Below are 6,110 nucleotides of genomic sequence, written 5' to 3'. Positions count from 1 at the left end.
GCGGCGCGGCGGGGTGGGGGGCCCGGGGGGGGGGGGCCCCCCCCCGCCCCCCCCCCCCCCCCCCCACGACTCTGCCTCTTGGAGCGCACACCAAGGCAAGTCCACCAGGGGACCTGCCCGGCGCTGGGGACCGCGGCGTCGAGGGATCAGACGCCGGCGTTGAGGAACAGGCCGCCGTCGACGACCAGCGTCTGTCCGGTGATCCAGCCCGAGGAGTCGGACAGCAGGAAGGCCGCGGCCCCGCCGATGTCCTCCGGGACGCCGAGCCGCGCCATCGGGTAGCCGGCCGCCGCCTCCTCCTCGCGGTTCTCGTAGAGCGCGGCCGCGAACTTGGTCTTGATCACCGCGGGCGCGATGGAGTTGACCCGGACCATCGGCGCGAACTCGTGCGCGAGTTGCAGCGTCAGATTCACCATCGCGGCCTTGCTCATCCCGTACGCGCCTATGAAGGGCGAGGCGTTGAGGCCGGCGATCGAGGTGATGTTGACGATCGCACCTCCGTTGTCCTTCTGCCAGGCGTGCCAGGTGCGCTGGGCGAAGCCGAGCGCCGAGACGACATTGGTCTCGAACACCTTGCGCGCGACGTTGAGGTCCAGGTCGGCGATCGGGCCGAACACCGGGTTCGTACCGGCGTTGTTGACGAGGTAGTCGACCCGGCCGAAGGCCTCCATCGCGCGCTCGACGGCGACGGCCTGGTGGGCCTCGTCGTGCGCCTTGCCGGCGACACCGACCACCCGGTCCGCGCCCAGCTTCTCGGCGGCCTCCTTGAGGGCGTCCTCGTTGCGCCCGGTGATGACGACCCGGTCGCCGCGGGCGACCAGGGCCTCGGCGATGCCGTAGCCGATGCCGCGGCTGGCACCGGTGACCAGCGCCACCTTGCCGGAGAGCGCGGGGAGCCCGCTGTCCTGCTCGGTCATGTCTCGTCCTCCTTGCGTCGGTGGGGCGGTCAGTTGAGCGGGCCGCCGGCGACGTACATGACCTGGCCGGAGACGAAGCCGGCGGCGTCGCCGGTGAAGAAGGCGATCGCGTTGGCGATGTCCTCGGGGTGGCCGACGCGCTGCACCGGGATCTGGGTGGCGGCCGCGGCCTGGAAGTCCTCGAAGCCCATGCCGACCCGCTCGGCGGTGGCGGCGGTCATGTCGGTGGCGATGAAGCCGGGGGCGACGGCGTTGGCGGTGACGCCGAACTTGCCGAGTTCGATGGCGAGGGTCTTGGTGAAGCCCTGGAGACCGGCCTTGGCAGCCGAGTAGTTGACCTGGCCGCGGTTGCCGAGCGCGGAGCTGGAGGAGAGGTTGACGATCCGGCCGAACTTGGCGTCGACCATGTGCTTCTGGCAGGCGCGGGACATCAGGAACGCACCGCGCAGGTGCACGTTCATGACCGTGTCCCAGTCGCTCTCGCTCATCTTGAAGAGGAGGTTGTCGCGGAGCACACCGGCGTTGTTGACCAGGACGGTCGGCGCGCCGAGTTCGGCGGCGACCCGCTCGACGGCCGCCTCCACCTGCTCGGCGTCCGAGACGTCGCAGCCGACCGCGATGGCCTTCCCGCCGGCCGCGGTGATCTTCTCGACGGTGTCCTTACAAGCCGCCTCGTCGAGGTCGAGTACGGCGACGGCGCGGCCCTCGGCGGCCAGGCGTACGGCGGTGGCCGCGCCGATGCCGCGGGCCGCGCCCGTCACGATGGCGACGCGCTGCTCGGTGGTGGACATGCGGGTTCTCCTCACCCTCGAAACCTCGACAAGCGGTCCGCCGCACCGATCCCGTGGGTGAGCAACCGCTTAGTAGCCTGAGCAGGGCTGACGCTAGAAGCCCGGCAGGGCGCTGTCAACGCCCCACCACCGCGCCGTTGCCGACCTCACCTGCACCGCGGCCGGGACCCGACGCAATCACGCCGAACACAGGGGCGCCCGGCCCGCCGTACGGCGGGCCGGGCGCCCCTGGGAAGCGCGTCGTCGGTGTCAGCGGACCAGCAGGGCGAGCAGCCGCTCCACCTCGGCGGCGGGGTCAGCGGTGAGGCCGGTGTGCACCGGTCCGGGCTGGACGATGGTGCTGCGCGGCGCGACCAGCCAGCGGAACCGGCGTCCCGGATCGTCGCCGGCCGCCTGTCCGGCCCGTTCGCCGCCCTCGCAGATGCCCTCCACGGCGCCCAGCGCGGCCCGTACGCCCTCCACATCGACGGTGGGGTCCAGGGCCAGCAGCCGGGCCTCGTCCAGGTGGGTCCGGGCCTCGACGAAGCGCCGGGCGCGGCAGTACACGACCACCCCGGCGTTGATCATCTCGCCCCGCTCCACCCGGGGCACGACCTTCAGCACCGCGTACTCGAAGACGTCACGTCCGTTGTGCAGACCGGTCACTTCACTGCCCTCCGCGGCAACTTGCCGGCCAGCCACGCCGGGGCCTGCGAAGGCTTGTCCTTGGTGGGCTCCCCGATGGTGATGTGGTCGCTGATGGTCCGGGCGCGGGCCAGCAGCGTGCTGACGTACGCCTGGCGCAGCTCGTCCGGCGAGTCGAAGCCGGGCTCGTCCACCAGCCATTCGTCCGGGACGTCCGCGGCGATCTCGGTCAGCAGCTCCTCGGTGATCTGCGGCGCCAACGCGTCGGCCGCTGCCGCAACGTCCGGTCCGAAGGTCGCGAGCACATGGTCGGAGGCGTCGTACGGACGCATCGCGGCCTTCTCCGCCCCCGGCCAGTTGTGGTGCCAGATCATCGCCGCGCCGTGGTCGATCAGCCACAGTTCGCCGTGCCAGACCAGCAGATTGGGGTTGCGCCACGACCGGTCGACGTTGTTGATCAGCGCGTCGAACCACACCACGCGGCCCGCCTCGCGGGCACTCACCTCGAAGGCGAGCGGATCGAAGCCCAGCGATCCGGGAAGGTAGTCCATCCCCAGGTTGAGCCCACCGCTGGCCTTCAGCAGCTCCTGGACCTCCTGGTCGGGCTCGCCGAGACCGATGACGGGGTCGAGCTGCATCTGCACCAGGTCCGGCACCCGCAGCCCGAGACGGCATCCCAGCTGCCCGCAGATGACCTCGGCGACCAGGGTCTTCCGCCCCTGTCCGGCACCGGTGAACTTCATGACGTACGTACCGAGATCGTCGGCCTCGACGATCCCCGGGAGCGATCCACCTTCACGCAAGGGCGTGACGTAGCGGGTCGCTGTGACTTCTGTCAGCATTTCCCCAGGCTATACGGCCCGACTTCCTGGAAATCCTCGGACGAGTTCGGGCGCTGTACAACCTGGGGAATCGCTTCGATCAGCCCTGGGGAGAATCTGGGGAGTTTCGGCTGGCTTGCTGGTCGCCTTACCTCCCAAGTAGTCCGTCAATGACGGTACGGCCCTTTGCCCCGGCTTCCGGCATGAAGTGAGCATGGTAACTTAGCGTGACAGTCGGCGAGGAGTGCCCGAGCCACCTCGCCAAAGTCACCACGGACTCCCCAGCCTCCAGCATGAGTGAGGCGTAGGTGTGCCGCAGCACGTGGAAGCCGCCCTTCGGCGCCGCCGCCCACTGCCAGGGTTTCGCTCCTTCGGCGCGCGGCGGGATGATGCCCGCTTCGGCCAATGCATGCTTCCAGGTATAGGTGTTCCACGTGTTCACCGCGATGGCGTTACCGAATCGTGTGGTGAGCAGCAGGGAGAACTTCCTCCCCTCTCCCTCCGGCTTCCCCCCACGGAAGTTCCACTTCCACGGGTGGGAAGGCTTCGACGTGGCGCTTCAGCTCCTCGGCCACCGAGGAGGGCATGTCGACGGTACGGGTCTTCATTCCCCTTCGGCAGGGCGAAGTACAGCCTTCCGCGGATCGCCTGTATTTGGCGGCGGACGTGGAGGACACCTCGCGTGTAGTCGATGTCCTCCGGGCTCAGCCCGAACACCTCGCCCTGACGAAGCCCGCATCCCAGACCGATAACGACGGCTATTCGGTTTCGCGGGCTGATGGCGTCGCGGACTCGCAGCACCGTCTCCAACGGCCAAGCCCCTCGTCGCTCTTGCGGCGCCTTGGGCCACCGCACGGACTTCGCGCGCATGGGGTTCCTGGCGAGCCGCTGGTCATCGACGGCCGCCTCCAGAATGGAGGACCTGGTCGGACCGCTCCCGCCCGCCAGCGACCGGCGGACCCGCGAGGCCAAGGGCTTCGCCCTGACCGGCTTCGAAATCCACCGGGACGAGCAGTACGCGCTCTGCACCACGGGGGCCAAAAGCCGCCACTGGGGCCACACCCGCATGGACGGGCAACCGCGCACCGTCGTCATCTTCCCCGAGTGGGACTGCCGCAACTGCAAGGTCCGCACCTCGTGCACCAGCGGCTTCACCCGGCGCGTGACCCTGCACCCACGCGAGGAGCACGAACTCCTCCAACACCAGCGCGCCGAACAAGACACCGACAACTGGAAGCAGCGGTACGCCACCCGCGCGGGCGTCGAAGGCACGGTCTCCCAGGCCGTCCGAGCCACCGGCATCCGCACCAGCCGCTACCGAGGCCAGGCCAGGACCGGCTTGGCCCACGTGTTCAGCGCCGCCGCAATCAACCTCCACCGTATGGACGCTCACTGGACCGGACGCCCCCTTGGCACCACGCGGCGCACGCACTTCGCGGACCTCGATCTCAACCCTCAGCCCCGAAAAAAGACGCGTGCATGCCATAAATGAATCGGGCGACAGAGTCCCGCAGGGTTGTCGGCACGCACACGGTCCGCCCCTGCGCAAGAGCACTTTTTGGGACCGGCCGATACAGATCAGGACATGGCTCCGGATATGCCACCAGGAGTTTCACATGCCAAGTACCTTCGGACTTGGCATGCGCGTGGCTGCGCCGTCCTTCGGCGGTGTCGCCCCCCGATCGAGGAGGCACCCTTGGGCATTGGTCGCGGGCAGATGTCCGCTGGTGTGGGCAACGGCCCTGGACTGCGGCGTCCCTGATGCCGGGCCGGACGTGCGGCGGGTGCTGCATGCGATCGCGCCCGGGAGCGACCGCCGCTCCTTGGTCCGCCGTGGACTTCGGTGACGCATGGGGGTTGTCGACGAGCGGGCTCGACAGTCTTGACGAGTGCGAACCAGTGCTCGCCAGGAAGATCCTCGTCGCGCCGCGCGGGCCGGAGCCTGCGGCGATCCTCCGGGCACGTCCGGGTTCGTCGGCTACATCATGCGGCGGCCCGATGCTCTTGAGCAGAAGCCGCTCCGGCAGCAACTGGCCGCGACTGTCGGCCAGTTGCCATCGACACCCGATGGCCATATCCCCGACTCGTCGTTCGCTTTTGTCGTTCGCGCCGACAGCTGACCTCGCAGCGAGCGGACCAGGCACTACCCGATAGGCGCTGAAGGTACTACCTGTGCCCGCAACCGACAGGCGGGTGCTCCCCGGACCGAGTACATGGAGCGGAAGCCCGTCAGGCGCCGTATCGACACCAAGGGAGCATCTTCGTGAGAACGGACGACAATCGCCCCGACGCGCAGCCGCGGTTCTCCGTGGAGGAGCTCAAGACCAAACTGGCGGCCCTGGCCGCGCAGGGGCGGGGTAGGCCGGGGTTCGGAGTGATCAGGTCACAGCCGAGCGGGATCTACGACTTCAAGCTGACCGGCCTGACCGCGACCCCGGTCGACTGCCACGTCAGAAGAATCCCCCAGTCACCGCCGGCGGGTCAGGTCCTGCTGTGCAATCTCCAGTGGGACGACCCGGCCGACGCATGGATCGCAATCTGCCACGACCGTGGTCAGCCGAACTGGCTCTACGGCTACCTGACGCAATTTCCGGTGGACCGGGCGACCAACCCGCTCTTCCGACTGAACGGTTCCACGTCGACAGTCGTGAATCTGGCGGATGTCGCCCCCGGGGGCGAGGTTTGGGATGCCGCCGACTTCAAAGCACGGCTGGGATTCCTGACCGCGCAGGGGCGGGGCGCGCCAGGGTTCGGGGTACGCAGGTCACGGCCGAGCGGGATCTACGACTTCAAGCTGACCGGCCTGACCGCGACCCCGGTCGACTGCCACGTCAGAATCCACCAGTCACCGCCGGCGGGGAAGGTCCTGCTGTGCAATCTCCAGTGGGACGAACCAGCCGGGGCATGGATCGCAATCTGCCACGACCAGGTGCAGCCCCACCTACTGCACGGCTATC

General features: G+C 69.0%; 8 protein-coding genes. 3 read left to right on the top strand and 5 right to left on the bottom strand.

From position 1 onward, the window contains the following. Positions 1-146 precede the first annotated feature (146 nt). The 5 genes from AB0C96_RS37465 to AB0C96_RS37445 form a co-directional block, all read right to left on the bottom strand. Positions 147-917 (bottom strand): SDR family oxidoreductase, encoded by a 771-nt coding sequence (locus AB0C96_RS37465; protein WP_362924033.1) that lies wholly within the window; start codon positions 915-917, stop codon positions 147-149. A 29-nt stretch (positions 918-946) separates the two neighbouring features. Further along, positions 947-1,708 carry a 3-oxoacyl-ACP reductase FabG gene (fabG, locus tag AB0C96_RS37460; protein ID WP_362924031.1) on the bottom strand — a complete coding sequence of 254 codons (762 nt, stop codon included), beginning with the start codon at positions 1,706-1,708 and terminating at the stop codon, positions 947-949. Positions 1,709-1,957: 249 nt separating this feature from the next. Further along, the gene (locus AB0C96_RS37455; protein ID WP_362924029.1) at positions 1,958-2,353 is read right to left on the bottom strand and encodes a DUF3037 domain-containing protein; all 396 of its coding nucleotides are present in this window, start codon (positions 2,351-2,353) and stop codon (positions 1,958-1,960) included. After that, positions 2,350-3,174 (bottom strand): HipA family kinase, encoded by an 825-nt coding sequence (locus tag AB0C96_RS37450; protein ID WP_362924027.1) that lies wholly within the window; start codon positions 3,172-3,174, stop codon positions 2,350-2,352. Before AB0C96_RS37450 ends, AB0C96_RS37455 begins: the two co-directional genes overlap by 4 nt. A gap of 127 nt (positions 3,175-3,301) precedes the next feature. Next, a complete protein-coding gene (locus AB0C96_RS37445) occupies positions 3,302-3,595 on the bottom strand; it encodes a tyrosine-type recombinase/integrase (RefSeq protein WP_362924025.1) in 294 nt (97 codons plus the stop codon). A gap of 336 nt (positions 3,596-3,931) precedes the next feature. Here AB0C96_RS37445 and AB0C96_RS37440 point away from each other — a divergent pair, with 336 nt between their 5' ends. The 3 genes from AB0C96_RS37440 to AB0C96_RS37430 form a co-directional block, all read left to right on the top strand. After that, positions 3,932-4,645 carry a transposase gene (locus AB0C96_RS37440; RefSeq protein ID WP_362924023.1) on the top strand — a complete coding sequence of 238 codons (714 nt, stop codon included), beginning with the start codon at positions 3,932-3,934 and terminating at the stop codon, positions 4,643-4,645. 397 nt (positions 4,646-5,042) lie between these two features. Continuing rightward, the gene (locus tag AB0C96_RS37435; RefSeq protein WP_362924021.1) at positions 5,043-5,273 is read left to right on the top strand and encodes a hypothetical protein; all 231 of its coding nucleotides are present in this window, start codon (positions 5,043-5,045) and stop codon (positions 5,271-5,273) included. Positions 5,274-5,416: 143 nt separating this feature from the next. Continuing rightward, positions 5,417-6,110: hypothetical protein (locus tag AB0C96_RS37430; RefSeq protein WP_362924019.1), on the top strand; the 694-nt coding region annotated here is incomplete at its 3' end.

Source organism: Streptomyces sp. NPDC048506, from assembly GCF_040651315.1.
Lineage (GTDB): Bacteria > Actinomycetota > Actinomycetes > Streptomycetales > Streptomycetaceae > Streptomyces.
The sequence above is the reverse complement of the archived record's forward strand: the minus strand, read 5'-3'. Positions and strand labels throughout refer to the sequence as shown.